Here is a 23,233-nt window from a genome sequence, read left to right as displayed (position 1 = left end):
ACCGCCATGATCGGCGCCTTCGTCATCGCCTTCCGCGAAGTCATCGAGGCGGGCCTCATCATCTCCATCGTGCTGGCCGCCACCCGCGGCATCCCGGGCCGGATGCGCTGGGTCCTGCTCGGCATCGCCGGCGGCCTCGCGGGCGCCGCCCTGGTGGCGCTGTTCGCCGAGAAGATCTCGGACGCGTTCGAGGGCAGCGGGCAGGACATCCTGAACGCCGCGGTCCTGATCGTCGCGGTGCTGCTGCTGATCTGGCACAACACCTGGATGAGCAAGCACGGCAAGGAGCTGGCGGGCGAACTGCGCGCCGCCGGCGCGGCGGTGCGCTCGGGCGAGCGGGAGGCAGCGGCCCTGTCGATCGTGATCGGCGCCGCGATCCTGCGCGAGGGGGCCGAGCTGGTCCTGTTCCTCTACGGCCTCGTGGCCTCGGGCACCTCGGGCGCCGACATCCAGTTCGGTGCGGTCGCCGGCATCGGCGCCGGCGCGCTCCTCTCGGCGGTGACCTATCTCGGGCTCGCCTCGATTCCGAGCCGCTACGTCTTCTCGGTGACCAGCGTCCTGATCATCTTCCTCGCGGCCGGCCTCGCCGCGCAGGCGGCGCAGTTCCTGGCGAATGCCGGGGTGGTCGAGGTCCTCGGATACACCCTCTGGAACAGCTCCGGCGTGATCGCCGAGAATTCCTGGCCGGGCCGCGTCCTGCACGCCCTGGTCGGCTACACCGACCGTCCGACCGCCCTCCAGGGGCTGGTCTACGTCGCCACCATCGCGGTGATGGTCGGCCTGATGCAGTGGAGCGCCGCCGACAAGCGCCGCGCGGTGCGGGCGGCGTAGCGAACCGTCCGGCGCCGCGGGGATACATCCGACAGCTAGGCGTCGAGGCGCCGGGCTGCGTGGCGGCCCGGCTGTGCATCCTCGGCTCGACGCGACGGGTCCCGCCGCACCGTCCATCGGTGCGGTGGGTCGGTCGGCCCGCGACCCTCAGGCCAGCACGGTCCACTTCGCCCGGTCGGCCGGCTTCTCCCTGTAGATCGTGCCGGCGAAGTCGACGTGCAGTTCCGTCGCCGCGCGGTCGCTCCGACGTGCCAGCACCTCGAAATGCCTCGGCTTGCGGCGCGGCGCGTCCGCCACCGCCCACCCCGCCGCGGCCACCGCCGCCAGAGCGCGCGCGGGATCGGACGGGGCGTCCGTTGCCCCGTCCGGCCGCCCGGTGCCGGGCGCGTGATGGGGCTTCTTGTGATGGATCTCCACCGGATCCCGGCCCTCCGCCGAGATCCGCGTGACCTTGATCTCCGAGGGGCGACGCTCTCCGGTGAGGGTGACGTGCAGGCCGCTCGCGAGCGGGAACGCCTCCGCACCCTTCGGGCCGAGATCGGCGAGGTGCGTCTCGCCGCCCGCCTCGACGGTGAAGCGATGGGCGAAGACGTGTCGTATCGTGCCCGAGAGGGCGGTGGTGTCGTGATGCGGCATGATTTTCTCCGTAGGGCGCCCAACCGCAGGCGCAATCGATATATCGAAATCGATCACGGAGCTTTCAAGCGGGCGACCGGGGCGGCCCGGTCACGTCGGCGGACCTGAGGGCCGGAGAACCGCCTCTCAAGGACCCGTCGCCACCGCCCGGGCCGGGTCGGCGCCCCATTCCGACCAGGAGCCGTCGTAGAGCCCCCGCGCCGGGCGGCCCATGGTCTCCAGCGCCAGCGCGATGATCGCAGCGGTCACGCCGGAGCCGCAGGTGGTCACGATCGGCAGGTCCGGATCGACGCCGTTCTCGGCGAAGACCGTCTTCAACTCCTCGGGGCTCTTCATCCGGCCGTCGCGCTGGAGGGCCGCGTAGTGCAGGTTGCGCGCGCCGGGCATGTGCCCCGGCCGGACGCCGGGGCGGGGCTCCGGCTCCTCGCCGCGGAACCGCGTCCCCGAGCGGGCGTCGACGACCTGCGCCGAGCCGCTGTCCAGGGCGCGGGCGACGTCGTCCGCGTCCGCCACGGCGCCGTGGTCGAAGCGGGCGGTGAAGTGCCGCCGCTCGGGCTGGCGCGGGTCGCCCTCCTCGGTCGGGTAGCCCGCCGCCACCCAGGCCGGCAGGCCGCCGTCCAGCACCAGCGCGTCGCGCACGCCGAAGGCCTTGAGCATCCACCAGACCCGCGGGGCGGAGAACAGCCCCTGCCCGTCGTAGACAACGATCTGCATGCCGTCGCCGACGCCGAGCGCGCGCATCCGCGCCGCGAACACCTCGGGCCGTGGCAGCATGTGCGGCAGGTTCGACTCGGTGTCGCTCATGGCGTCGAGATCGAAGCGGCGGGCGCCGGGTATGTGGGCGGTGCGGAACTCGGCCTCGGGATCGCGGCCCGCTGCGGGCAGGTACCAGGAGGCGTCGAGCACGACGATGTCGGGGGCCGCGAGGCGGTCGTGCAGCCATTCGGGTGACACGAGGGGCGGCTGGGCCATGGTCGGCGGATCCGGCTCTGTTCGCGTTGCGGGCTCACAGAACCACAGGTCGCCCGGCGTTGCACGCCTGGGTCACCGCGGGACGGCGGCGTTCGGGCGGATTCGTCAGCCGCGCCAATGCCAATCGAGCGCGCGCCGGATCGGATGAGCTACGCATCCCGCACCGTGGTCCGATGCATCCAGCGCAGGCTGGTCTTGTTTTAAAGAGCCGTAACCCCAGTTACGACACCATGATGACGCCAATCGCGTCGGCCGTCCGGCCGGCATCGTGTTGGCCGCCCCGGACGTTCCGCTCGCGGACGCGATACGGGGACGTCGCCTGAACGAGATGCGTTCAAACCTTCCCTGTCTGCCCGGGCGCCCGACCCACCGTGCAGGATGCTTATTGAGCCGATCGACACCATGAATCAACTCGTCCGCATGTCCCAGATCGGCGACGCCGAGACCGTCGAGGAGCCGTCGGCCGACCTGCGCGTGCCCTTCGCGCAGTCCGGCGCCTTCGTGTGCAAGTACATCATCGGCGAGCCGAACGACCGCGCCGTCTGCTGCGGCGCCCCCGTGTCCGACGGCAAGAGCTGGTGCGCCTACCACCGCCGCATCGTGTTCGAGCCGACCCGCCCCGGCCGCATCCGCTGAGCCTCTCCTTGCGCCATCCCGGCCGTCACTGCGTCCGCATGATCTGGATGACCGCCGGGGTGATGATGACGACGAACAGCACGGGCAGGAAGAACAGGATCATCGGCACGGTGAGCTTCGGCGGCAGCCCGGCCGCCTTCTTCTCGGCCTCGTTCATGCGCATGTCGCGGCTCTCCTGGCTCAGAACCCGCAGCGCCTGACCGACCGGCGTGCCGTAGCGCTCGGCCTGGATCAACGCCGTCGCCACGGACTTCACCGGCTCGAGGCCGGTGCGCATCACGAGGTTCTCGTAGGCCTGACGCCGGTCGGGCAGGAACGACATCTCGGCGGTCATCAGCGCGAGCTCCTCAGCCAGCACGACCGAGGACGTGGCGATCTCGGTGCTCACCTTCCGGAACGCGTTCTCGATCGCCATGCCGGATTCGACGCAGATCAGCGTGAGGTCGAGGGCGTCCGGCCACGCCTTGCGGATCTCGGTCTGGCGCTTCTTGGCGGTGTTCACCAGGAACAGCTCGGGCGCCTTGATGCCCATGTAGGCCGCGCCGATCACGAGCCCGAACCGCATGAGGTACGAGGCGTCGAGCACCTCCAGCACGAACAGGTAGAACAAGGCCGCGATCACCGCCGCGACCGGCACGACGAGGCGGAAGAACAGGAAAGCGGTCTCCGCCCCCTGGCCGCGGTACCCTGCCTGCATCAGTTTGCGCTTGGCCGTGTCCGTACCGAGCCAGCGGCGCAGCTGGTACTTCTCGACGACCGACTTCATGTAGGCCTTCGGCTCCGTGCGCAGCGTCGCCCGGCTTCCGGTCCGCTCCGCGCTCAGCCGCTCGCGCCGCCGGATCTGCTCGCGCTCGTCGCTGACGAGCTTCATCCGCTTGCCGAGGCGGTCGGTCTCTAGGAAGGGCTGCGCCACCGCGTAGGCGGTCGCGGCCGCCGCGACGGCGGTCAGCAGCGTGCCCATGAAGCGGGGATCGAACAGCTTCTCGGCGATGGCGTCGATCATCGGGCGGGATCCGGCAGACGGCGCACCGCGCCTAGAACTCGAAGGCGATCATCTTCTTGATGGTGAAGATGCCGATGGACATCCAGATCGCCGCGCCGACCAGGGCGATCTTGCCCGTGTCGGTTGTCCAGAGCAGCGAGATGTAGTCGGGGCTGGTGAGCGCGGTGATGCCCGCCACAGCGAAGGGCAGGCAGGCGATGATCGAGGCCGAGGCCTTGGCCTCCATGCTCATCGCCTGGACCTTGCCGCGCATCTTGGCGCGGTCGCGCAGCACCGTGGAGAGGTTGTTCAGCGCCTCGGAGAGGTTACCGCCCGACTGCTGCTGGATGTTGATCACGATGGCGAAGAAGTTCACCTCGGCGGTGGGCACGCGCTCGAACAGCCGCGTGCAGGCCTCGCCGAGGGACAGGCCCATCGCCTGCGTCTCCACCACGGTCCGGAACTCGCTGCGCACCGGCTCCTCGGCCTCGCGCGAGACCATGCGGAAGCAGTCGCCCACCGGGATGCCGGTGCGGATGCCGCGGACCACCACGTCGACGGCGTTGGGCAGCTCCTTGTTGAACTTCGCGATGCGCTTGAGCCGCAGGTGGCGCAGCAGGTAGGCCGGCAGGCCGAAGCCGCCCGCGAAGGCGGCGCCGAGCGCCGCCAGGGCGTTGTCGGTGATGACGAAGAGCAGGAGCCCGAAGACGACCCCGCTCAGGGCCGAGACCCCGTAGAATGTCTGCTTCGTCCAGCCGAGGCCGGCGCGGGCGAGCTTCAATTCCACGCTGGCCTTCGAGGCGCCCTTGGCCTTCGCCTCGATCTCGCTCAGCGTCTTGGCGACCTGCTCGCGCCGGTTGACGGCGACGCCCCGGGTCGCCGCCCCCGAGGCGGAGACGCTGATCGTCTTCAGGCGCTTGGTGGCCCGGCGCTCGCCGCCGAGCAGGGGCAGGACCGCCACGTAGGCGATGGCGGCCACCGCGATGCCGGCGAGGCCGGCGGCGATCGGCAGGTTGGAGGCGTCCGCCATCGGCTCAGTTCCGGTCGACGACCTCGGCGGCGTCGAGCGCCTCGCCGAGCCGCTGTTCGAGGCCGTAGTAGCGGGCGCGCTCCCAGAATTTCGGCCGGCCGACGCCGGTGGAGCGGTGACGCCCGATCAGCTTGCCGTTCGCGTCCTCGCCGACGATGTCGTAGAGGAACACGTCCTGGGTGGTGATGACGTCGCCCTCCATGCCGAGCACCTCAGTGATGTGGGTGATGCGCCGGGAGCCGTCGCGCAGACGCATCGCCTGGATCACGACGTCGATCGAGCCGCAGATCATCTCGCGCAGGGTCCGCGACGGCAGGGTGAAGCCGCCCATCGAGATCATCGATTCGATACGCGACAGGCACTCGCGCGGGCTGTTGGCGTGGAGCGTGCCCATCGAGCCGTCGTGGCCGGTGTTCATCGCCTGGAGCAGATCGAAGGCCTCCGGTCCGCGCACCTCGCCGACGATGATCCGCTCCGGGCGCATGCGCAGGCAGTTCTTCACGAGGTCGCGCATGGTGACTTGGCCCTGGCCCTCCATGTTGGGCGGCCGTGTCTCCAGGCGCACGACGTGCGGCTGCTGGAGCTGCAGCTCGGCCGCGTCCTCGCAGGTGATGACCCGCTCGTCGTGCTCGATGAAGGCGGTGAGGCAGTTGAGCAGCGTGGTCTTGCCCGAGCCCGTGCCGCCCGAGATGACCACGTTGCAGCGCGACTGGCCGATGATCTTGAGGACCTCGGCGCCCTCGGGCGAGATCGCCCCGAAGCGCACGAGCTGCTCCAGGGTGAGCTTGTCCTTCTTGAACTTTCGGATCGTGAGCGCCGGGCCGTCGATGGCGAGCGGCGGCGCGATGACGTTGACGCGGGACCCGTCCGGCAGGCGCGCGTCGCAGATCGGCGAGGCGTCGTCGACGCGCCGGCCGACCTGGCTGACGATGCGCTGGCAGATGTTCATCAGCTGCTGGTTGTCGCGGAACCGCACGCTGGTCAGCTGGATCTTGCCGTTGACCTCGATGAAGGTCCGGTGGGCGCCGTTGACCATGATGTCGGCGATGTCGTCGCGGGCGAGAAGCGGCTCCAGCGGGCCGTAACCCAGCACGTCGTTGCAGATGTCGTCGAGCAGTTCCTCCTGCTCGGAGATCGACAGGACGATGTTCTTGAGCCCGATGATCTCCGTGACGATGTCGCGGATCTCCTCGCGCGCGGTCTCGGCGTCGAGGCGCGAGAGCTGCGTCAGGTCGATCGCCTCGATCAGGGCGCCGAAGATCAGGCTCTTGGTGCGGTAGTAATCCTCCGAGCGCGCGGTCTCGACGACGACCGGGGCCGCCGGCGCCGGGCGCTGGGCCGGCGCGGGCGCCGGCGCGTCGCGCAGCACTGGCGTGGCCGGGGCCGGGGTCCGCATCTGCGGCATCGGCGGGGGCGGCGCCGACGCGCCGCCGGACTGTCGCCTACCGAACATGGGTCAGAGCCCCGACGCTGACCCGCGGCACCGGCCGGGTGAGGGATCGCGTCCGCATCAGGATGCCTTGCGGCCGGAAAGCTTGGCGAGCAGCGGCTCCAGCAGGCTCGGACGGCCCCGCCGGCTCTCGGGACGTCCGAGGGTCATGGCCGCCAGGTCGTTGAACAGCTCCGCCACCTTCGAGCCCGCCTGGATCTCGGCGATCATCTGGCCGTTGTTGGCGGCCGTGCCGAACAGGGTCGGCTCGAACATGATCGTCAGGGCCACCGGCGCCTCCAGGGCCTTGGCGAACTCGGCGGTGCCGATCTCGGGGCGCTTGGGCACGCCGACGCCGTTCAGCACGATGCGGGGCGGCTGGTCGTTCGGGCGACCGTGCTTCAGCGCGCCGAGGAGGTTCTTGGCGTTGCGCAGGCAGGCGAGGTCGGGCCCGGTCACGATCAGGATCTCGTCGGCCGCCGTCAGGACGCGCTTCGTCCACGCGTTCCACTGGTGGGGGATGTCGAGGACCACGCACGGGACGCTCGCCCGCATGTGCTCGATCAGGGTGTCGAAGGCCGGCTCGGACAGGTCGATGGTCCGGTCGAGGCTCGCCGGGGCCGAGAGCAGGCTCAGGTTGTCGCTGCACTTGGACAGCAGCCGCTCGACCAAGGCGGAGTCCAGCCGCTCGGGGGCGAACACCGCCTCGGCGATGCCCTGGGGCGGGTCCTGGTTGAAGTTGAGCGAGGCGGTGCCGAAGGCGATGTCGAGATCGGCGATCACCGTCTGGACGCCCTGGCCCCGGGCCACCGACCACGCGAAATTATGCGCCACGGTCGAGGCGCCGATGCCGCCCTTGACGCCGTAGACCGCCACGGTCCGGCCCACCGGCTTGACGCCCGGGGCCGTGAACAGGTCGGAGATCGCCGCGATGAGCGTCAGGGGCTCGACCGGCGCCATCAGGTAATCGGACACCCCGCGCTGGATCAGCTGGCGGTAAAGCATCACGTCGTTGACGTGACCGATCACCAGGACGCGGGTCCCCTCGTCGCAGACCTCGGCCAGGGCGTCGAGGCACTCGATCGGCCGCGAGCGCGCGCCCTGGATCTCGAGGACGATGACGTTGGGCGTCGGCGCGTGCCGGTACGCCTCGATCGCCGCGGCCCCGCCGCCCATCCGGACCTTGACCTGCGCCTTCTGCATGCGCCGGTCGAGGGCCGCGCCCTCGATCATCGCCGCGGTCTCGCCGGTCTCGCAGAAGGCCTGGATGGTGATCCGGGGCACCGGGGCGATCGTGCGCTCGGTTGTCTCGGACAGCTCTGCCATGACGGCGCTTTCGGGTTCGCGTGCGGGGTGCGGCGTTGCGATCGGCGGCGGGGCTGCCCATCCCCGGCGCCGGCTGTCTCAGTTCGTGACCTGGGCCTTCACGGCGGTCTGACCATCTTGCCGCCATGTGGTTGACGGATCCTTGCCGTCCCGCAACTGGCCAATGTCCCGGACCCGCTTGACCGTGTCGATGCGGCCCTCGGGCCGGCCGCGCACGAGGTCGACCGGGTCGGCGACCTGGGCGGCGACGTTGGACTGCATGGCGCAGCCCAGGTTCCAGCTCGGCCGGTTGTTGTAGTCGGTCGCGAAATTGCCGGCCCCGAGGTCTTGAGGCCAGAGGCCGCAGGCGTCGGCCACCTTGGCCTGCATGCGCTGGAAGCTCAGCCGGATCGGCGCGGCGAGGGTCGGCGCCGCCACCGCGTAGCCGCTGACCGCGATCTCGCGGGCGTTGACGCCGTTCTGCGTGCCGAGCCGGCCGAGAACCGAGGCCGTCCGCTGCACGGCGGCGACCTGGTCGGGTGGGACGCCCTGGGGCACCTGCATCAGAAGGGTTCCGCGGCCGTAGCGCCGGTACTCCAGCATGAAGGCGTTGACATCGGTCGCTTGGCGCGGGTCCAGATGGCCCGTGCCGGTCGGGAACACGTCGAGGCTGCGAGGCCCGTCGGTCAGCACGATCGGGTGGCGCGCGCGGTAATCCGTGACGTCGATGCCGCCGGTCGTGACGGGATCGGTCTTGCAGGCCGCCGCGAGGGCGGAGAGCGCGCAGGCGGCGAGCACGCTCGCGGCGCGGCGCGGCAGTGCGGGCGGGTGACGTCCGGTCGTGGGTCCGGTCATGGGTCCGGTCATGGGTCCGATCCTGGGAGGCGCGGCGGGGCGCTACTCGACGATGAAGCCGACGCGGCCGCGGTAGGTGCGGCCGAGCGGCGCCGCGGCGGCCGCGCCCGGCGGGGCGACCTTGCCGTAGATGCGGTTGATCTGGCCGAGCAGCACGGCTTGGCCGTCGCTGGAGTCGACGAAGTTGTCGTCGGGCCGGCTGACCTGCTTCGCCTCCATCGGCCGGGCGATGTAGGGCGTGCACATGATCATCAGCTCGGTCTCCTGGCGCTGGTAGTCGCGGGAGCGGAACAGCGCGCCGAGGATCGGGAGGTTGATCAGGCCGGGCAGGCCGGCGATCGCCTGCTTGTTGAACTGCTGGATCAGGCCGGCGGTCATCATCACACCGCCGGAGGGCAGCTCGACGGTGGTCTCGGAGCGGCGCACCCGGGTGCCCGGCACTGCGACCGAGGTGTTGCCGATCACATAGTTGAAGCTCTGCTGCGTATCGATCTCGGTCACGTCCGTGGCGACGCGGATCGAGATCCGGTTGTCGGCCAGCACCGTCGGTGTGAACGACAGGGCGACGCCGTAGGGCTTGTATGTGATGCCGGGCGAGCAGACGCCGCCGACGGCGCAGGTTGCCGAGGCCGGCACCGCGAACTCGCCGCCGGCCAGGAACTTGGCGGCCTCGCCCGAGATGGCGGTCAGCGTTGGCTCCGCCAGGATGCGCGAGACGCCGGCCTGCTCGAACGCCTTCAGGGTCGCCTGGAGCGAGAAGCCGCCCCCCTGCACGGAGGCCTGGACCAGATTCCCGGTCGGCGTGTTCGTGTTGATCGGGAAGGGCAGGTTGTTGGTGATAACATTCGGGATGTACGCCGGGACCTGCGTGGCCGCCGCGGTGCCGCCGTTCACGAGCGTCTGCCCCAGGTTTCCGACCGGGTTCAGAGCCGACCAGTTGCCGGCCATGTTGATCCCGAACTGCTTCAGGACGTTGCGGGACACCTCCACCACGGTGACGCGGAGCATCACCTGGTCCTTGTTGCGGATCGTGAGGTTGTTGATCACCGCGCCCCGCGAGCCGGCGGCGACGCCGCCGCTGGCCGCGCCCGCCGCTCCCGCGGCCCCGGCGCCGCCAAGGCCCACGAAGGCGTTGGCGATGTCGATCGCCTGCTGCGCGTCCGCCGAGGAGTTGACCGCTCCCGACAGGAGCACCGAGGCGCCCGAGGAGCGCACGTCGAAGCGTCCGCCCGGGATGCTCTGGTTGAGCAGCTCGCGCAGGGTCCCGAGGTTCAGGTCCCGCGCCACCGTCACGTCGAGGGCGGCAATCTGGCGGCCCTCGGCATCCATGATGAAGATCGAGGTCGCGCCGTCCGCCATGCCGATCACGAAGACCTTGCGGGTCGAGCGGACCACGGCGTTGGCCACCGCGGGGTTGGCCACGAACACCTCCTTGGCGTCCCGCGGCAGGTCGACGATGACGGACCGGCCCGCGGTCAGCTCGACCCGCCGGGTCGAGCTCGCTTCCGCGGCTCCGACCGTGAGGATCGGCGCCGGGCCGAAGGTCTGGCGGTCCTGGGAAGAGGCCGGCCCGGTCAGGGCGACGAGCAGCGCGAGGGCGCCGGCCGAGCAACGGCGCGGGCCGCGGTCGGGGCGCCGCGTCGGGCGCGTGAGGGACAGCGAAGCGGTCATGGCGGTCACGGCGTCTGCTGCCGCGCGACGCCGAAGCGCACCACGGTCAGGGCGGGTTCGGGCATCTGCGCGGCGGACGCGTCGGCCAGCGGTACGGCTTCCGGCGGCAGCCCGGCATCGGCGAGGCTGCGCAGGGAGAGCGTCAGGGCGCCGACCTTCTGGGCGAGCGCCAGGGTCTCGGCCTGCGCGGGCGTCACGGCCAGCGTCGCGGTCTCGCCGGTGACGACGTTGGTGCCGTTCTTCTCCTGGACCAGCTGACCGATCGCCAGGACGCGGATGTCGGTGAGGATCGTCTGGGAGAGCTGCACGTCGCTGTTGTTGGCCCGCGAATTGGACTCGTCGCGGAAGGTGCGGATCACGTCGACACGGTCGTTCGGCAGGATGAAGCCGCCGGCCGAGTTGGTTCCGCGGCTGTCGGTGACGATGGCGACCGCGCGCATGCCGGGCGGCAGGATCGCCGCCATGAACCCGCTCTCCGGGCGCACCAGCTTCTGCGCGCGGATCGGCTCGCCCGTCAGGAAGCCCGAGCGCACGGACGCACCGACGGTCTCCTCGAGGGCCTTGGGGTTGATCTTGCGGGTCATGTAGCCGTTGGCCACGGCGCCGTCCGGCCAGGGCTGCCAGCGCAGGTCCGCGGCCCGGAGCACCTGGCCCATGGGCATGTCGATGGCGGCCACGAGCACGTCGGTCGTCGGCTGCGGCGGCGCCTCGGCCGTCGGCGGCGGTGGCGGCGGTGGCGGATCGCCGCCGCTCATCAGGAAGGCCGCCCCGGTGCCCGCCGCGAGGGCGATTCCGAGGACGGCGAAACGGGCTGGGTTCATCGCATCGCCACGCGCCGGAGACGGCCGGATTGCCGTCCATGACGGGAACCTGCGCGGGGATTCGTGTAATTATGGTTAAGGTATTATAACCTCTGCCGTTGTCGCCGGTCCGGAAACGGGTCGATCGGAACCGCGTCACAATCCGCGGAATCCTTCAGCTCCCGCCCGACCCCGGCCGTGGCGCGGCGCCGGGTCGTCCCCTATCGTGCCGCCGGAACCGCCTCAGAAGCGGGCACTCGGGCGAACCGGGGGGAGACATGATCAGGACAATCGGCGGCGCGGTGATGGCGGCCGCTCTCGCAGGGACCGCGCTCGGCTCCGCTCCGGCGGCCGCGCAGGGAAGCTTCTCGGACAACGCCATACGGATCGGCGTCCTCAACGACCAGTCCGGCCTCTACGCCGAGTACGGCGGCCAGGGCTCGGTCGAGGCCGCCCGGATGGCGGTGGAGGACATGGGCGGCAAGATCGGCAGCGTGCCGATCGAGATCCTCACGGCCGACCACCAGAACAAGCCCGACATCGCCTCGGCGATCGCCCGGCAATGGTACGACCGCGACAATGTCGACGCGATCATGGAGCTGACCACCTCCTCGGTGGCGCTGGCGGTCCAGGGCCTGTCCAAGGAGAAGAAGAAGATCACCATCACCACCGGGGCCGCGACCAGCGACCTCACCGGCAAGGCGTGCTCGCCCTACGGCTACCATTGGGCGTTCGACACGCGGGCGCTGGCGGTGGGCACCGGCGGCGCGCTGACCCGGGCGGGCGGCAACACGTGGTTCTTCCTCACCGCCGACTACGCCTTCGGCTCGGCGCTGGAGGCCGACACCAGCAAGGTCGTGCTCGCCAACGGCGGCAAGGTGCTGGGCAGCGTCCGTCACCCGCTCTCGAACCAGGACTTCTCGTCGTTCCTGCTCCAGGCGCAGGGCTCGAAGGCCAAGGTGATCGGGCTCGCCAATGCCGGCCTCGACACCTCGAACGCGATCAAGCAGGCCGCCGAGTACGGCATCGTCGAGGGCGGCCAGAAGCTCGCGGCGCTGCTGTTCACCCTCTCGGAGGTGCACGGGCTCGGCCTCAAGGTCGCCCAGGGCCTGACGCTCACCGAGGGCTGGTACTGGGACGCCAACGACGAGACCCGCGCCTTCGGCCAGCGCTACATGAAGCGCACCGGCCGGATGCCCAACATGATCCAGGCCGGCACCTACTCGGCGGTCCTGTCCTACCTGAAGGCCGTCAAGGCGGCCGGCACCGACGAGACCGACGCGGTGAACGCCAAGCTCAAGGAGCTGCCGGTGGACGACGTGTTCGCCCATGGCGGGATCGTGCAGCCGAACGGACGCATGGTCCACGACATGTACCTGTTCGAGGTCAAGAAGCCGGCCGAGTCGAAGGGTCCGTGGGACCTCTACAAGCTGATCTCGACGATCCCCGGTAAGGAGGCCTTCGCCTCCCCGGCCGAGAGCGGCTGCCCGCTGACGGCGGCGAAGTAGGTCTCACCCCGTCATCGCGAGCGCAGCGCAGCGACCCGGGGCGGCGCGTCCCTGGATTGCTTCGCTCCGCTCGCACAGACGGCGGCGGGTCGAATGTCCCGTCTCAGGATGTGCTCTACTCCGAGAGGGTATCACCCCGCCCAGACGCGCCGGTACAGGGCCACGATCTCGTCGGCGCTGGGCTCCACCGGGTTGTTGGCGGGGGAGCCGGAGGCCAGCGCCTGGGCCGCCATGGTGGGCAGCAGCGCCTCCCAGCGGGCCGGGTCGATCCCGTATTCCCGCGGTCCCGGCACGTCGAGGTCGTCGTTCAGCGCCTCGAGCTCGGCCACCAGGGCCGACACCGCGGAGCGGTCGTCGGTGTCCGGGCCGGCGATCTTCATGGCGCGGGCGCAGGCGGCGTAGCGGTCGATCGCGGCCGGGGCCGAGAAGGCCGTGACCGCCGGCAGCAGCATCGCGTTCGAGAGCCCGTGGGCCACGTGGAAATGGGCGCCGATCGGCCGGCTCATGCCGTGGACGAGCGCCACGGAGGCGTTCGAGAAGGCGATGCCGGCCTGGGTCGCGCCGAGCATCATCGCCTCGCGGGCCGCCCGGTCGCCCGGATCGGTCCAGACCCGGCGCAGGTTCGGGGCGATCAACCGCATCGCCTGAAGCGCCAGCCCGTCCGAGAACAGGTTCGACTTGCGCGAGACGTAGGCCTCGATCGCGTGGGTCAGGGCGTCGATGCCGGTATCGGCGGTGAGCCGCTTCGGCTTGGTGAGCGTCAGCTCGTAATCGACCAGGGCCGCCACCGGCAGGTAGGCGAGGCCGATGCAGAGCATCTTCTCGTCCGAGGCCTCGTCGGTCACGATGGTGAAGCGGGTCGCCTCCGAGCCGGTGCCGGCGGTGGTCGGGATCGCCACGATCGGCAGGCCGGGCTCGTCCTGCTGGCGCGGCGCCTTGTAGTCGCGCATGTGGCCGCCGTGGCGGGCGAGCACCGCCACCGCCTTGGCGGTGTCCATCGGGCTGCCGCCGCCGAAGCCGACCACGCAGTCGAAATCGCCCGCCTGGAGGGCCGCCAGCGCCGCCTCCACGGAGGCGACGGTCGGGTCCGGCACAGTCTCGGAGAAGATCGTGGCCTGCGCGCCCGCCTTGGTCAGCCGCTCGAGCAGCGTGTCGGTGCGGCCGCTGCCGGCAAGGTAGGGATCGGTGACCACGAAGGGCCGCGACAGGCCGAGCTGGCCGAGCACCTCCGGCAGGAGCCGCGAGGCGCCGGCGCCGACGCGCATCAGCCGGGGCAGGGCGATCGAGGCGACCATTCTCTTGCTTCTCCCACCCGGCACCTCGCTGGTGCGCCGGAACGACGATCTTAGGACCTGCGACCGCCGGGCGAAACTGCCGGTGCTTACACTGCCGGCCCGGCGAAGAGCGCGGCGGCGGCCTCCACCTCGCCCGCGATGAAGCCCGCCACGGCGCGGATATGGGCGGCCTTCCGGTGATCCTCGTGGATGTGCATGTGGAACGAGCGGGTCAGCGACACCGCGCCGGGCAGCACCGGCACGAGACCCGGATGGGCCGACGCGATGAAGGCAGGCAGCACGCAGAGGCCGGCGCCGCCGAGCGTCGCGTGGACCTGGGCCAGGAGGTTCGTCGAGCGCAGCCGCGCCGAGACCGGCGGACCCAGGGCGCCGAGATAGTTCAGCTCGCGCGTGAACAGCATGTCCTCGATGTAGCCGACGAAGGGATGCCCCGAGAGGTCCCCGACCTCCGCGATCGGCCCGGCCCCCGCGAGGTAGGATTCGGCCCCGTAGACGAGCAGCCGGTAGTCGGTCAGCCGGCGCGCCACCACCCGGGCCTGCTGCGGGCCGGAGAGGCTGATGACGATGTCGGCCTCGCGCTTCGACAGGCTGAAGATCCGGGCGGTCGCCATGATCTCGACCTCCAGCCCCGGATGGCGCGCGGTGAGCCGGTGCATCCGGGGGGCCAGGAAGACGCTGCCGAACCCGTCCGGCGCGCCGATCCGCACCGTGCCGGAGACCGCCTGGGCGGCCTCCGTGGCGGCGCTCGCCGACAGGAACGCGCTCTCCATGGCCTCGGCGACGCCGAGCAGTTTCGCGCCGTCCTCGGTGAGGGCGTAGCCGAGGTTGCTGCGGTGGAACAGCCGGGCGCCGAGCCCTTCCTCCAGGGCGCGGATCCGGCGCCCGACGGTGGTGTGCTCGGTGCCGGTACGGGTCCCGGCGGCGCTTAGCGTTCCGGTCCGCGCCACGGCGAGGAAGAAGCGGAGGTCGTCCCAGTTGGGCCCCGTCCTGGCCATGATCGCACCCTCGCTGTGCATCGATGCACGACGGCTGTAAGCGCATCCGGCTTTATCGCTCAAGCGATCCTGATAGGGTGCGCCAAAATCGAACGCCACATCACAGGGAGGCGCGCATGCGCACGATCGGGCATTACATCGGCGGCCGGAACGTCGGCGGCGAGAGCGGGCGGTTCGCCGACGTGTTCCACCCCTCGACCGGCGAGGTGCAGGCCAAGGTCGCGCTCGCCAGCAAGGCCGAGATGCGCGCCGCGGTCGAGAACGCCGCAGCGGCCCAGCCGGCCTGGGCGGCGACCAATCCGCAGAAGCGCGCCCGCGTGATGATGCGCTTCCTCGAGCTCATCCGCGGCGAGAACGATTCGCTGGCCGAGCTGCTGGCCTCCGAGCACGGCAAGACCGTGCCGGACGCCAAGGGCGACATCCAGCGCGGCGTCGAGGTCGTGGAGTTCGCCTGCGGCATCCCGCACCTGCTCAAGGGCGAGTACACCGAAGGGGCCGGGCCCGGCATCGATGTCTACTCCCTGCGCCAGCCGCTGGGCGTCGTCGCCGGCATCACGCCGTTCAACTTCCCGGCCATGATCCCGCTGTGGAAATGCGCCCCGGCCATCGCCTGCGGCAACGCCTTCATCCTGAAGCCGTCCGAGCGCGACCCGAGCGTGCCGATCCGCATCGCCGAGATCTTCCTGGAGGCGGGCCTGCCGCCGGGCATCCTCAACGTCGTCAACGGCGACAAGGAGGCGGTCGACGCGATCCTCGACGACGAGGACATCAAGGCGGTGGGCTTCGTCGGCTCCTCGCACATCGCCGAGTACATCTACGTGCGCGCCGCCGAGACGGGCAAGCGCGCCCAGTGCTTCGGCGGCGCCAAGAACCACATGATCATCATGCCGGACGCCGACATGGGCCAGGCGGTCGACGCGCTGATCGGCGCCGGCTACGGCTCGGCCGGCGAGCGCTGCATGGCCATCTCGGTGGCGGTGCCGGTGGGCGAGCAGACCGCCGACCGCCTGATGGAGAAGCTGGTCCCGCGGGTCGAGTCGCTCAAGATCGGTCCCTCGCACGACGGCTCGGCCGATTACGGCCCGCTCGTCACCCGGGAGGCCGTGCAGAAGGTCGCGAGCTACATCGACAAGGGCGTCGCCGAGGGCGCGCAGCTCGCCGTCGACGGCCGCGGCTTCAAGCTCCAGGGCTACGAGAACGGCTTCTACATGGGCGGCTCGCTGTTCGACCGCGTGACGCCCGACATGACGATCTACAAGGAAGAGATCTTCGGCCCCGTGCTCTCGGTGGTTCGGGCCAAGGATTACGAGGAGGCGCTGGCGCTGCCCTCGACCCACCAGTACGGCAACGGCGTCGCGATCTTCACCCAGGACGGCGATGCGGCCCGCGACTTCACCGCGCGGGTCAATGTCGGCATGGTCGGCGTCAACGTGCCGATCCCGGTTCCGATCGCCTACCACACCTTCGGCGGCTGGAAGCGCTCGGGCTTCGGCGACCTGAACCAGCACGGGCCGGACTCGATCCGGTTCTACACCAAGACCAAGACCGTGACGCAGCGCTGGCCGAGCGGCATCAAGAGCGGGGCGGAGTTCTCCATCCCGACGATGCGGTAGAGCGCGACGGCTCGAGGTGGGGCCCGGGTCCCCCTCTCCCGCGCGGGGAGGGGGTACGGCCCGCCTTGGGGCGGCCGATGTGCGTACCTCGCGCGGTGGCTGACGAACATGAGGGAGTGCCCATGAGTTTCGGGCTCGACGAGGACCGGACCGCGATCCGCGAGATGGCCCTCGGCTTCGCGGCCGAGCACATCGCGCCGCACGCCCTCGACTGGGACCGCGACAAGACCTTCCCGGTCGAGACCCTGCGGGAAGCGGCCGCCCTCGGCATGGCGGGCATCTACGTCCGCGAGGATGTCGGCGGTTCCGGCCTGTCGCGCCTCGACGCGACGCTGATCTTCGAGGCGCTCAGCACCGGCTGCCCGACCGTGGCGGCGTTCCTGTCGATCCACAACATGTGCGCCTGGATGATCGACGCCTACGGCGACGACGATCAGCGCCGCCGCTGGCTGCCGTCGCTCATGGGCATGGAGCGGATCGCCAGCTACTGCCTCACCGAGCCGGGTTCGGGCTCCGACGCTGCGGCGCTCCGCACCCGCGCCGAGCGGGACGGCGACCATTACGTGCTCTCCGGCGAGAAGCAGTTCATCTCGGGCGCCGGCGCCAGCGACCTCTACGTCTGCATGGTCCGCACCGGCGAGGCCGGCCCGGCGGGGATCTCCGCGATCGTGGTCGAGAAGGGCACGCCCGGCCTGTCCTTCGGGGCCGACGAGCGCAAGATGGGCTGGAACGCCCAGCCGACCCGCGCGGTGCGCTTCGACGGCTGCCGTGTGCCGGTGGGCAACCGCCTCGGCGCCGAGGGCCAGGGCTTCAAGATCGCCATGAGCGGCCTCGACGGGGGGCGGCTCAACATCGCGGCCTGCTCGCTCGGCGGCGCGCAGGCGGCCCTCGACAAGGCGCTCGCCTACATGGGCGACCGCCGCGCCTTCGGGGCGAGGCTCACCGACTTCCAGGCGCTGCAGTTCCGCCTCGCCGACATGGCGACGAGCCTGGAGGTGTCACGCACCTTCCTGCGGCACGCGGCCGCCGCGCTCGACGCCAAGGACCCGGCCGCGACCCAGCTCTGCGCGATGGCCAAGCGCCACGTCACCGACGCGGCCTTCGAGGTCGCCAACCAGGCGCTCCAGCTTCACGGCGGCTACGGCTACCTCGCCGAGTACGGCGTGGAGAAGATCGTCCGCGATCTGCGCGTGCACCAGATCCTCGAGGGGACCAACGAGATCATGCGGCTGATCATCGCCCGCGGGCTGACCGGGGGCCGCCGATGAGCGACGTGATCGTCGAGCGTGTCGGCGCCCTGGGCCGGCTGCGGCTCAACCGGCCGAAGGCCCTCAATGCCCTGACCCACGGCATGGTCGGCGAGATCGACCGGGCGCTCGACCGGTTCTCGGCCGATCCGGGCATCGCCGCGGTGCTGCTCACCGGGGAGGGCGAGCGCGGCCTGTGCGCCGGCGGCGACCTGCGCTCCCTCTACGACAGCCCCGACACCGCCTTCGCCGAGACCTTCTGGCGGGACGAGTACAGGCTCGATGCGCGCATCGCCGCCTACGAGAAGCCCTTCGTGGCGGTCATGGACGGCATCACCATGGGCGGGGGTGTCGGGCTCGCGGGCCACGCCGCGCACCGGATCGTCACCGAGCGTTCCCGCGTCGCCATGCCGGAGACCGGCATCGGCTACCTGCCGGATGTCGGCGGAACGTGGCTGCTGCCGCGCGCGCCCGGGGAACTCGGCACCTATCTCGGCCTGACCGGCGAGCCGGTCGGCGCCGCCGACGCGATCTTCTGCCGGCTGGCCGGCGCCCTGGTGCCCTCCGCGGGTCTGCCTGACCTGATCGACGCCCTCGTGGCGGTCGACCCGGATGCCGGGCAGGCGGGCGTGCGGGACGCGATCGCACGGCTCGCCCGTGATCCGGAGCCGGCACCGCTCGCCGCGCACCGGGCGGTGATCGACCGCTGCTTCGCCTTCGACATGGTGGACGAGATCCTGTCGGCCCTGGCGGCGGACGGCTCGGACTTCGCCGCCGCGACCCGGGCGACGCTCCTGACCAAGGCGCCGTCGAGCCTCGTCCTGACGCTGTGCCTCCTGCGGCTCGGCCGCGGCGCGCCGAACCTGGAAGCCTGCCTGGAGCGCGAGTTCCACGCCTCGCTGGCCCTGCTGGCGGAGGGCGATTTCCGCGAAGGCATCCGCGCCGCGGTGATCGACAAGGACAAGAGCCCGCGCTGGAACCCGCCGACCCTCGACGCGGTCGATCCGGCGCGGATCGCCCGCTGGCTGGAGAAGCGGGCGGAGCCGGTTTTTTCGGAATCGCGCACGGGGCCGGTGTGATGACGCATCGCTCGTTCCCACCCACACCCTCATCCTGAGGTGCCGAAGCGTAGCGTAGGCCTCGAAGGAGGGCTCCAGAAGCCGCCGTGATTCCTGGAGCCCTCCTTCGAGGCCCGCGTCGCGGTCACTTCAGATGAGGACGCGGGTGGAAGACGCGAACGACAGCAATCAAGGGAGAAGCAGGATGGCGCAGACCATCGGGTTTATCGGTCTCGGCAACATGGGCGGGCCCATGGCGGCCAACCTCGTGAAGGCGGGCCACACCGTGCGCGGCTTCGACTTGGTGCCGGCCTCGCTGGAGGGGGCGCGCGCCGGAGGCGTCGCTGTCACCGGCTCGGCCCTGGAGGCGGCCCAAGGGGCGGACGTCGTCATCACCATGCTGCCCGCCGGGCGGCACGTGGTCGAGGTCTGGACGCAGCTCGCCGAGGCCCTGCCCGCCGGCACGCTCCTGATCGATTCCTCCACGGTCGACGTCGAGAGCGCCCGCAAGGCCCACGCCCTCGCCGAGGCGCGGGGCTGCCTGTCGGTGGACGCGCCGGTCTCCGGCGGCACCGGCGGCGCGAAGGCCGGGACGCTGACCTTCATGGCCGGCGGCGCCGCGGCCGCCTTCGCCAAGGCCGAGCCGCTGCTGAAGGCGATGGGCAAGAACGTGTTCCATTGCGGCGATGCCGGCGCCGGGCAGGCGGCCAAGATCTGCAACAACATGATCCTCGGCATCTCGATGATCGGCGTCAGCGAGGCCTTCGCGCTCGGCGAGAAGCTCGGCCTGTCGCACCAGGCGCTCTACGACGTGGCCTCGGTCTCCTCGGGTCAGTGCTGGTCACTGACCACCTACTGCCCGGTGCCGGGTCCGGTGCCGACCTCGCCGGCCAACAACGGCTACAAGCCGGGCTTCGCCGCCGCGCTGATGCTCAAGGACCTCCGACTCGCTCAGGCCGCCGCCATCGCCGCGGGGGCGGCGACGCCGCTGGGCGCGGAGGCCGCGCAGATCTACGGCCTGTTCGAGGGCGCGGGCCACGGGGGAGAGGACTTTTCCGCGATCATCCGTATGCTCCGCGGGCAGGGAGGCGAGTCGTGAGCGACACGTACGAGACGATCCTGACGGAGACGCGCGGGCGCGTCCTGCTGATCACCCTCAACCGGCCGAAGGCCCTGAACGCCCTCAACGCGCAGCTCACCCGCGAGGTGATCCGGGCGGCGACCGAGGCGGATGCGGATCCGGGGATCGGCTGCATCGTCCTCACCGGCTCGGCGAAGGCCTTCGCGGCCGGCGCCGACATCAAGGAGATGCAGCACGCCACCTACGCGGAGATGTATTCCGGCGACCGGTTCGCCGACTGGGACCGGTTCGTCGCCGTGCGCAAGCCGATCATCGCCGCGGTGGCGGGCTACGCGCTCGGCGGTGGCTGCGAACTCGCCATGATGTGCGACATCATCCTGGCGGCCGACACGGCGCAGTTCGGCCAGCCCGAGATCAAGCTCGGCGTGATGCCGGGGATCGGCGGCAGCCAGCGGCTGACCCGCTTCGTCGGCAAGGCCAAGGCCATGGAGATGTGCCTGACCGGGCGGATGATGGACGCCGCCGAGGCCGAGCGTGCCGGCCTCGTCTCGCGCGTGATCGCGGCCGACCAGCTCCTCGACGAGGCACTGAAGGCGGCCGAGACCATCGCGTCGATGTCGCTGCCGATCGCGATGATGACCAAGGAGGCGGTCAACCGGTCCTACGAGACCACGCTGACCGAGGGCATCCGGTTCGAGCGGCGGGTGTTCCACGCCATGTTCGCCACCAAGGACCAGAAGGAGGGTATGGCCGCCTTCGTAGAGAAGCGGCCGCCCCGGTTCGAGAACACCTGAGCGGGGACCAGGCGATGGATGTGCTGGACCACGACGAAGTCCGGTTCGAGATGGCCTTCCCGCGCGCAATCGTCGCCCAGAAGGCGCGCGGGCGCGAGGAGACCATCAACGAGCACCTCGTGAAGCTGCTCGCCTTCGTGCCCCAACGGACGCGGTCGGTCTGGCGGAAAGAGCTGACGCGCCATTTCCGTTTCCTGGCGGCGCTGCGGGTCAAGCCCGGCGCCAGCCTGATCCCGCTCCGCGATTGGTGGGCATGGCTCTACGCGGATCCGTTCGAACACAACGAGGCCGGCTACACGGCCGGCCTGATCGCGCTGAACGCCGACGATTTCGCCCGCAACGACCGCAGTGTTGGGGCGATTGCCGGGCAGATCCGCGACTTCCACGCCGCCATGGTTCAGCGCCTCGCGCAGGGCGAGGCCGGTGAGGATCTGATCCCGGCCTGAAGACGCCGGGTCGGGATCGGGCAACGAGGACGAGGGGGAACGACCATGCCGAGCTTCCGGGAGGCCCGCGACCTTCTGCTGGCCCATCGCACCGACTACGCCGCCGCCGTCGCGGCCTTCGCGTGGCCGGACCCGGTGCCGTTCAACTGGGCGCTCGACTGGTTCGACGCCGTCCTCGCCGGCCCCGAGAGCCGCGACCGCGCCGCCCTGCGGATCGTCGAGGCTGGCAGCGGGGCCGAGCAGAGCCTCAGCTTCGGCGAGCTCGCGGCACGGTCCAATCAGGTGGCCAACCACCTGCGTCAGCTCGGCCTGAAGCGCGGTGACCACCTGCTCCTGCTGCTCGGCAACGTGCCGGCCCTGTGGGAGACCATGCTGGCCGCGATGAAGCTCGGCGCCGTGGTCATCCCGGCGACCACGCTGCTCACCGCCGACGAGCTCGCCGACCGCCTCGCCCGCGGCCGCCCGCGGGCGATCGTGGCCGGGCCGGAGCAGATCGCACGGTTCGCCGGCCTCGACACGGGCGGTGCCGTTCGCCTCGTCACCGGGGCTCCGACGGAGGGCTGGGCGGCCTACGACGACGCCTTCACGGCCTCGGACAGCTTCGCGCCGGACGCCCCGACCGCCGCCGACGACCCGCTGCTCCTCTACTTCACCTCCGGCACCACGGCGAAGCCGAAGCTGGTGCGCCACAGCCACCGCTCCTACCCGGTGGGCGCGCTCTCGACCATGTACTGGCTCGGGCTGCAGCCGGGGGACGTGCACTGCAACGTCTCCTCGCCGGGCTGGGCGAAGCACGCGTGGTCCTCGTTTTTCGCGCCCTGGAATGCCGGCGCGACGATCCTGGTGATCAACCAGGCGCCGTTCAACGCGGCCGCGCTGCTGGCGCAGCTGGAGCGCACCGGCGCCACCACGCTCTGCGCGCCGCCGACCGTCTGGCGGATGATCATCCAGGAGGACTTGTCCGGGAAGCGGCTCGCCCTGCGCGAGGTCTGCGCGGCGGGCGAGCCCCTGAATCCCGAGGTGATCGAGCGCGTGAAGAGCGCCTGGGGCCTCACGATCCGCGACGGCTACGGCCAGACCGAGACCACCGCGCTCATGGCCAACACGCCGGGGCAGCCGGTGGTGCCGGGCGCCCTGGGCCGGCCTCTCCCGGGCTACCGGGTGCGCGTCCTCGACCTCGACGGTCAGCCGGCCACCGAGGGCGAGGTCTGCCTCGAACTCGGGGCCCACCGGCCCGCCGGCCTGATGCAGGGCTACGACGACGGCCAGGGCAACCTGTCGGGCGCGGCCGGCGACCTCTACCACACCGGCGACGTCGCCTTCGTGGACGAGCAGGGCTGCTACACCTTCGTCGGCCGCGCCGACGACGTGTTCAAGTCGTCGGGCTACCGGATCAGCCCCTTCGAGCTGGAGAGCGTGCTGATCGAGCACCCGGCCGTGGCCGAGGCGGCGGTGGTGCCGGTGCCCGACCCGATGCGCCACACCATCCCGAAGGCCTACGTGTCCCTGGTGGCCGGAGCCAGCCCCGGACCCGAGACGGCGCTCGACATCTTCCGGTTCACCAACGCCCGGCTCGCGACCTTCAAGCGCCTGCGCGGGCTCGAATTCGTCACCGATCTGCCCAAGACGATCTCGGGCAAGATCCGGCGGGTGCAGCTCCGCCGCCTGGAGCACGAGGGCATCACCGAGGACCCGCACCGGGGCCGCGCCTACACGCAGGCGGACTTCCCGGAGCTGAAGGGCGAGGCCGAGCGCAAGCTCGACCAGACGGCGGGCTGAGCGTTTCCACCCCGTGATCGCGGGCGCAGCGAGGCTACCCAGGGCAGCGCGCCATCGGTCGGCTTGGCGCAGTCTTGGTGTGCCTCTCTGCGCTCGCGATGGCGGCTGCGCGCCTGAGGACTCAGGTCCCCGGGTGACGAACCCTCAAGGTTTCCGGTTTCCGAAGCCGAAGCCGCCGATTTACAAGGGTTCTCAAGTCTCCCGTCGACGCTGTCGCGCGTGAGCGGGCCCGCGCCGGCAGATCGGTAAAATTGCGCGCATCCGCTTCAG

Annotated in this window: 21 protein-coding genes; 10 read left to right on the top strand and 11 right to left on the bottom strand. The window is 70.9% G+C overall.

The window, feature by feature from the left end:
- Positions 1 to 6: 6 nt before the first annotated feature.
- The gene (locus LXM90_RS27045; RefSeq protein ID WP_020095639.1) at positions 7 to 831 is read left to right on the top strand and encodes an FTR1 family iron permease; all 825 of its coding nucleotides are present in this window, start codon (positions 7 to 9) and stop codon (positions 829 to 831) included.
- Positions 832 to 978: 147 nt separating this feature from the next.
- Here the strand turns inward: LXM90_RS27045 and LXM90_RS27040 are convergent, their stop codons facing one another.
- Positions 979 to 1,467: a hypothetical protein gene (locus LXM90_RS27040; protein WP_020095640.1), complete on the bottom strand. Its 489-nt coding sequence runs from the start codon at positions 1,465 to 1,467 to the stop codon at positions 979 to 981.
- A 126-nt stretch (positions 1,468 to 1,593) separates the two neighbouring features.
- Positions 1,594 to 2,439, bottom strand: a complete 846-nt coding sequence (sseA, locus tag LXM90_RS27035) for a 3-mercaptopyruvate sulfurtransferase (RefSeq protein WP_234081270.1) — start codon at positions 2,437 to 2,439, stop codon at positions 1,594 to 1,596.
- A 378-nt stretch (positions 2,440 to 2,817) separates the two neighbouring features.
- Between sseA and LXM90_RS27030 the strand changes: the two genes are divergently transcribed.
- Entirely contained in the window at positions 2,818 to 3,075 is a 258-nt protein-coding gene (locus tag LXM90_RS27030) for a GcrA family cell cycle regulator (protein WP_012320730.1), read from the top strand.
- A 25-nt stretch (positions 3,076 to 3,100) separates the two neighbouring features.
- Here the strand turns inward: LXM90_RS27030 and LXM90_RS27025 are convergent, their stop codons facing one another.
- The 7 genes from LXM90_RS27025 to cpaB all read right to left on the bottom strand — a co-directional run bounded on the left by LXM90_RS27025 (position 3,101) and on the right by cpaB (position 11,168).
- Entirely contained in the window at positions 3,101 to 4,078 is a 978-nt protein-coding gene (locus LXM90_RS27025) for a type II secretion system F family protein (RefSeq protein ID WP_020095643.1), read from the bottom strand.
- A 31-nt stretch (positions 4,079 to 4,109) separates the two neighbouring features.
- Positions 4,110 to 5,087: a type II secretion system F family protein gene (locus LXM90_RS27020; protein WP_020095644.1), complete on the bottom strand. Its 978-nt coding sequence runs from the start codon at positions 5,085 to 5,087 to the stop codon at positions 4,110 to 4,112.
- Between the two features lie 4 nt (positions 5,088 to 5,091).
- Entirely contained in the window at positions 5,092 to 6,540 is a 1,449-nt protein-coding gene (locus LXM90_RS27015) for a CpaF family protein (protein ID WP_026605321.1), read from the bottom strand.
- Positions 6,541 to 6,597: 57 nt separating this feature from the next.
- Positions 6,598 to 7,842 carry an AAA family ATPase gene (locus tag LXM90_RS27010; RefSeq protein ID WP_234081268.1) on the bottom strand — a complete coding sequence of 415 codons (1,245 nt, stop codon included), beginning with the start codon at positions 7,840 to 7,842 and terminating at the stop codon, positions 6,598 to 6,600.
- A 78-nt stretch (positions 7,843 to 7,920) separates the two neighbouring features.
- Positions 7,921 to 8,688, bottom strand: coding sequence for a CpaD family pilus assembly protein (locus LXM90_RS27005; protein WP_234081266.1), 768 nt, complete (start codon positions 8,686 to 8,688; stop codon positions 7,921 to 7,923).
- A 30-nt stretch (positions 8,689 to 8,718) separates the two neighbouring features.
- Positions 8,719 to 10,347 carry a type II and III secretion system protein family protein gene (locus tag LXM90_RS27000; protein ID WP_020095648.1) on the bottom strand — a complete coding sequence of 543 codons (1,629 nt, stop codon included), beginning with the start codon at positions 10,345 to 10,347 and terminating at the stop codon, positions 8,719 to 8,721.
- A gap of 5 nt (positions 10,348 to 10,352) precedes the next feature.
- Positions 10,353 to 11,168: a Flp pilus assembly protein CpaB gene (cpaB, locus tag LXM90_RS26995; protein WP_020095649.1), complete on the bottom strand. Its 816-nt coding sequence runs from the start codon at positions 11,166 to 11,168 to the stop codon at positions 10,353 to 10,355.
- 257 nt (positions 11,169 to 11,425) lie between these two features.
- Here cpaB and LXM90_RS26990 point away from each other — a divergent pair, with 257 nt between their 5' ends.
- On the top strand, positions 11,426 to 12,655 hold the full coding sequence (locus LXM90_RS26990; protein WP_020095650.1) for an ABC transporter substrate-binding protein: 1,230 nt from the start codon (positions 11,426 to 11,428) through the stop codon (positions 12,653 to 12,655).
- Between the two features lie 131 nt (positions 12,656 to 12,786).
- Here LXM90_RS26990 and LXM90_RS26985 read toward each other — a convergent pair whose 3' ends face one another.
- The gene (locus tag LXM90_RS26985; RefSeq protein ID WP_020095651.1) at positions 12,787 to 13,950 is read right to left on the bottom strand and encodes an iron-containing alcohol dehydrogenase; all 1,164 of its coding nucleotides are present in this window, start codon (positions 13,948 to 13,950) and stop codon (positions 12,787 to 12,789) included.
- 86 nt (positions 13,951 to 14,036) lie between these two features.
- A complete protein-coding gene (locus LXM90_RS26980; RefSeq protein ID WP_234081263.1) occupies positions 14,037 to 14,945 on the bottom strand; it encodes a LysR family transcriptional regulator in 909 nt (302 codons plus the stop codon).
- 116 nt (positions 14,946 to 15,061) lie between these two features.
- Here LXM90_RS26980 and LXM90_RS26975 point away from each other — a divergent pair, with 116 nt between their 5' ends.
- The 7 genes from LXM90_RS26975 to LXM90_RS26945 all read left to right on the top strand — a co-directional run bounded on the left by LXM90_RS26975 (position 15,062) and on the right by LXM90_RS26945 (position 22,963).
- A complete protein-coding gene (locus LXM90_RS26975) occupies positions 15,062 to 16,558 on the top strand; it encodes a CoA-acylating methylmalonate-semialdehyde dehydrogenase (protein ID WP_020095653.1) in 1,497 nt (498 codons plus the stop codon).
- 122 nt (positions 16,559 to 16,680) lie between these two features.
- On the top strand, positions 16,681 to 17,826 hold the full coding sequence (locus LXM90_RS26970) for an isobutyryl-CoA dehydrogenase (protein WP_020095654.1): 1,146 nt from the start codon (positions 16,681 to 16,683) through the stop codon (positions 17,824 to 17,826).
- Positions 17,823 to 18,884, top strand: coding sequence for an enoyl-CoA hydratase/isomerase family protein (locus LXM90_RS26965; RefSeq protein WP_020095655.1), 1,062 nt, complete (start codon positions 17,823 to 17,825; stop codon positions 18,882 to 18,884). Before LXM90_RS26970 ends, LXM90_RS26965 begins: the two co-directional genes overlap by 4 nt.
- Positions 18,885 to 19,068: 184 nt before the next feature.
- Complete coding sequence (gene mmsB, locus LXM90_RS26960) at positions 19,069 to 19,962, top strand: 3-hydroxyisobutyrate dehydrogenase (protein WP_020095656.1); 894 nt, start codon at positions 19,069 to 19,071, stop codon at positions 19,960 to 19,962.
- Positions 19,959 to 20,738, top strand: coding sequence for an enoyl-CoA hydratase (locus tag LXM90_RS26955; RefSeq protein ID WP_020095657.1), 780 nt, complete (start codon positions 19,959 to 19,961; stop codon positions 20,736 to 20,738). Before mmsB ends, LXM90_RS26955 begins: the two co-directional genes overlap by 4 nt.
- Positions 20,739 to 20,752: 14 nt before the next feature.
- Positions 20,753 to 21,184, top strand: coding sequence for a hypothetical protein (locus tag LXM90_RS26950; protein ID WP_020095658.1), 432 nt, complete (start codon positions 20,753 to 20,755; stop codon positions 21,182 to 21,184).
- A gap of 45 nt (positions 21,185 to 21,229) precedes the next feature.
- Complete coding sequence (locus tag LXM90_RS26945) at positions 21,230 to 22,963, top strand: AMP-binding protein (protein WP_020095659.1); 1,734 nt, start codon at positions 21,230 to 21,232, stop codon at positions 22,961 to 22,963.
- Positions 22,964 to 23,233 lie beyond the last annotated feature (270 nt).

This window comes from Methylobacterium oryzae, assembly GCF_021398735.1.
Taxonomy (GTDB): domain Bacteria; phylum Pseudomonadota; class Alphaproteobacteria; order Rhizobiales; family Beijerinckiaceae; genus Methylobacterium.
This window is presented reverse-complemented; position numbering and strand designations above follow the sequence as displayed.

Coding starts and splice junctions, on each gene's coding strand:
- LXM90_RS27015 (WP_026605321.1), bottom strand. CDS start 6,540: ATGTTCGGTAGGCGACAGTCCGGCGGCGCGTCGGCGCCGCCCCCGCCG.
- LXM90_RS27020 (WP_020095644.1), bottom strand. CDS start 5,087: ATGGCGGACGCCTCCAACCTGCCGATCGCCGCCGGCCTCGCCGGCATC.
- LXM90_RS27000 (WP_020095648.1), bottom strand. CDS start 10,347: ATGACCGCTTCGCTGTCCCTCACGCGCCCGACGCGGCGCCCCGACCGC.
- LXM90_RS26980 (WP_234081263.1), bottom strand. CDS start 14,945: ATGGCCAGGACGGGGCCCAACTGGGACGACCTCCGCTTCTTCCTCGCC.
- cpaB (WP_020095649.1), bottom strand. CDS start 11,168: ATGAACCCAGCCCGTTTCGCCGTCCTCGGAATCGCCCTCGCGGCGGGC.
- LXM90_RS27005 (WP_234081266.1), bottom strand. CDS start 8,688: ATGACCGGACCCATGACCGGACCCACGACCGGACGTCACCCGCCCGCA.
- LXM90_RS27010 (WP_234081268.1), bottom strand. CDS start 7,842: ATGGCAGAGCTGTCCGAGACAACCGAGCGCACGATCGCCCCGGTGCCC.
- LXM90_RS26970 (WP_020095654.1), top strand. CDS start 16,681: ATGAGTTTCGGGCTCGACGAGGACCGGACCGCGATCCGCGAGATGGCC.
- LXM90_RS27045 (WP_020095639.1), top strand. CDS start 7: ATGATCGGCGCCTTCGTCATCGCCTTCCGCGAAGTCATCGAGGCGGGC.
- LXM90_RS27030 (WP_012320730.1), top strand. CDS start 2,818: ATGCTTATTGAGCCGATCGACACCATGAATCAACTCGTCCGCATGTCC.
- LXM90_RS26950 (WP_020095658.1), top strand. CDS start 20,753: ATGGATGTGCTGGACCACGACGAAGTCCGGTTCGAGATGGCCTTCCCG.
- LXM90_RS26965 (WP_020095655.1), top strand. CDS start 17,823: ATGAGCGACGTGATCGTCGAGCGTGTCGGCGCCCTGGGCCGGCTGCGG.
- LXM90_RS26990 (WP_020095650.1), top strand. CDS start 11,426: ATGATCAGGACAATCGGCGGCGCGGTGATGGCGGCCGCTCTCGCAGGG.
- LXM90_RS27040 (WP_020095640.1), bottom strand. CDS start 1,467: ATGCCGCATCACGACACCACCGCCCTCTCGGGCACGATACGACACGTC.
- LXM90_RS26945 (WP_020095659.1), top strand. CDS start 21,230: ATGCCGAGCTTCCGGGAGGCCCGCGACCTTCTGCTGGCCCATCGCACC.
- mmsB (WP_020095656.1), top strand. CDS start 19,069: ATGGCGCAGACCATCGGGTTTATCGGTCTCGGCAACATGGGCGGGCCC.
- LXM90_RS27025 (WP_020095643.1), bottom strand. CDS start 4,078: ATGATCGACGCCATCGCCGAGAAGCTGTTCGATCCCCGCTTCATGGGC.
- LXM90_RS26985 (WP_020095651.1), bottom strand. CDS start 13,950: ATGGTCGCCTCGATCGCCCTGCCCCGGCTGATGCGCGTCGGCGCCGGC.
- LXM90_RS26975 (WP_020095653.1), top strand. CDS start 15,062: ATGCGCACGATCGGGCATTACATCGGCGGCCGGAACGTCGGCGGCGAG.
- sseA (WP_234081270.1), bottom strand. CDS start 2,439: ATGGCCCAGCCGCCCCTCGTGTCACCCGAATGGCTGCACGACCGCCTC.